The following is a 2,389-nucleotide window of genomic DNA, read 5'->3' on the forward strand; positions in this document are numbered from 1 at the left end:
ATGAACATTCTTCCCCTGAACCTCAGTCGAGACAACGCGTACGCCGCGGGGACTGAAAGCATTAGAGTAGCCAGAGTTGTGCTCACAGCGACAATCACGCTATTTAATGTCGCCTTTATTAGCGAAAGGCCTCCCGAGGGTGCAAAGATTATTTTGTAGTTCTCGAGTGTTGGGTTATTGGGTATCCATTGCGGGGGAGTTTCAATCACAGCAAGTGTGGTTGACTTCATTGAAGTTGACAACATCCAGAAAATTGGCGCAAACCAGAAAGCTGCAAAGGCCCAGAGAAAAACAGTAATAATCGCTGCAGTCACTCGTTTGCTGAGCTTTTTCTTGTTTTTCGCAACTGTAGAAGCCATTATCTCACCCCTCCGTCGATCGTATCGATTTGGTGACCAGTACAAGTTGAATCACAGCAAAAATCAGTACGATCGCAAATATATACCAGGAAATCGCTGCGGCTCTTCCGAAATCCTGTCTCTCAAATCCAACAAGGTATAGGTAATAAACCAGAGTACGTGTAGTTCCGGCCGGCCCCCCACCGGAGAGAATGTAAGCCTGATCAAAGAGTCCAAAGGCCAGTATGGCTTGTCGAACAACGTCGAAAAATAGCACGCTCTTGATCCAGGGCAAAGTGATATATAAGAATCTTTTCCACGGGCCTGCGCCATCTAGTTTTGCCGATTCGTATTGTTCGGGGGGAATTCTCTGCAGGGCTCCCAAGTAAAGCAAAATGCTGAACCCCACAATCCACCATACAGTTACCAGGATAATCACTCCCCAAGCAACTGATGTGCTGCCAAACCATGAAACCGCGTTGTTTATCGCGCCAACCTTGTTGAGATAGTAATTTGCTAATCCAGAAGGAAAAGAAGCGAAGATCCACTTCCATGAACTAAGAATACCTACAGAACCAAAGAATGCCGGTGAAACAAATGCAATTAGAAGCCATAGTTGGCCAAACCTCTTCTTCTTGAGAATGTGTGCAAAGATAATGGCAACGATTATCGTGAGTGGAACACTGATTATCGCAAAAAGCACTGTGTGCTGAACCGTGGGCCAAAATCTTGAATCATTCCACGTTCGAATGTAGTTGTCAAAACCGACAAACACGTTATCCTTGAGAAGACTCCAGTTGAAGAAACTAATTACGAGACCGAAAACCAGTGGAACCACAACAAATAGAGCGAAGAAGAATAGGTGAGGGAGAAGGAACAACCACGATCCTATCTCCCTGCGGAATCGTTTAGGTGATTTTGAATGTGATTGTGTCAATTACTCCTCCTCCCTTCACCAAGTAAAGCGATTACTTATCTGCGATTAGTTTCTTGACCAGTAGTCGTCAAGAATTTCCTGAACGGCGAACGAAGCTTCCTTCATACCAGCTTCCGGAGATATCGAGTGCAGCACCAATATTTCCTCAAGGTAGACTGCTATTTCGGCCTCGATTTCCGATATCAGCGGGAACATCTGGAACTGTCTTACGTATTCGGAATCCTGAGATACTGCGTAAATGTGAGGCAGTCTCTCTTTCAACTCCTGACTCTCGGCGAGTGATTTTCTTGCAGGAGTCTGTCCCGCTTCGTACCAATCAATCGCGTGGTCCCATAGATACTTGATGAATGTTGTCGCGGCTTCAAGTGTCTTAGGATCTTCGACCATGACTCTTGGCATTGCCAGTACGTGAGAACCTCCAAATACGGCCTTGGTGTTGCCTAACTGAGGAGCTACCGCATAACCGAAATCCTCACCCAGCTGTTCCATCCAGGGCTTAATGGTCCAGATACCGGTTATCAATACTGTACTCTCCCCGGACTGGAAGGACACGCCTGGGTCGGCTACCTGCATGGGAAGAATACCCTTGTCCTGCATCTCGAGCATCAGCTTGCAGACTTCGATTCCGGCTTTCTCGAATGCCGGCTCCTTAAAGTCGTCTGTCAACACTTCTCCCCCGTGCTGCCAGAGAAGGTGGAACCAGATCCATGTCCAGGCAGGGTTTTCGTAGTATGGAGTAAGTCCTGGAGGTGTAATGGGAATTAAAGCTTCCATTGCGGAAATAAACTCTTCTCTTGTCTTCGGCGGGTTGTCAGGATCGAGACCGACCTTTGCGAAGTTTCCTCTGTTGTAGGCCATGTAGAACAGCCATATGTCCATTGGAATACCGACGATTTTACCATCTACTACAAGTCCGTCGAGAACACCCGGGAAGATGTCGTCAGTGTCAATTCCATACTTGTTAAGCCATTCTTCCGCTGTGAAGCCCTTGAAGTGTTCCAGATAGAGAGGCATGTCGAATTTCCTGATGAACATGATCTCTGGGGCAGTCTTGGATGCAATACCCATCGAGAGCTTGTTCTTCATATCAAGAGAAGACTCTACCACAACATGG

General features: G+C 46.9%; 2 protein-coding genes and 1 pseudogene. All 3 read right to left on the reverse strand.

The genetic code is table 11. The annotated features are described in order from the left end of the window. Positions 1 to 359 (reverse strand): annotated as a pseudogene (locus RJ60_RS11290) (carbohydrate ABC transporter permease); the annotation flags it as partial. 4 nt (positions 360 to 363) lie between these two features. Beyond that, the gene (locus tag RJ60_RS11295) at positions 364 to 1,275 is read right to left on the reverse strand and encodes a carbohydrate ABC transporter permease (RefSeq protein ID WP_099830425.1); all 912 of its coding nucleotides are present in this window, start codon (positions 1,273 to 1,275) and stop codon (positions 364 to 366) included. Positions 1,276 to 1,320: 45 nt separating this feature from the next. Further along, positions 1,321 to 2,389 (reverse strand): extracellular solute-binding protein (locus RJ60_RS11300; RefSeq protein WP_103134744.1); only part of this gene is annotated, 1,069 nt, incomplete at its 5' end.

The sequence above is a fragment of the Mesotoga sp. B105.6.4 genome (genome assembly GCF_002896535.1).
Lineage (GTDB): Bacteria > Thermotogota > Thermotogae > Petrotogales > Kosmotogaceae > Mesotoga.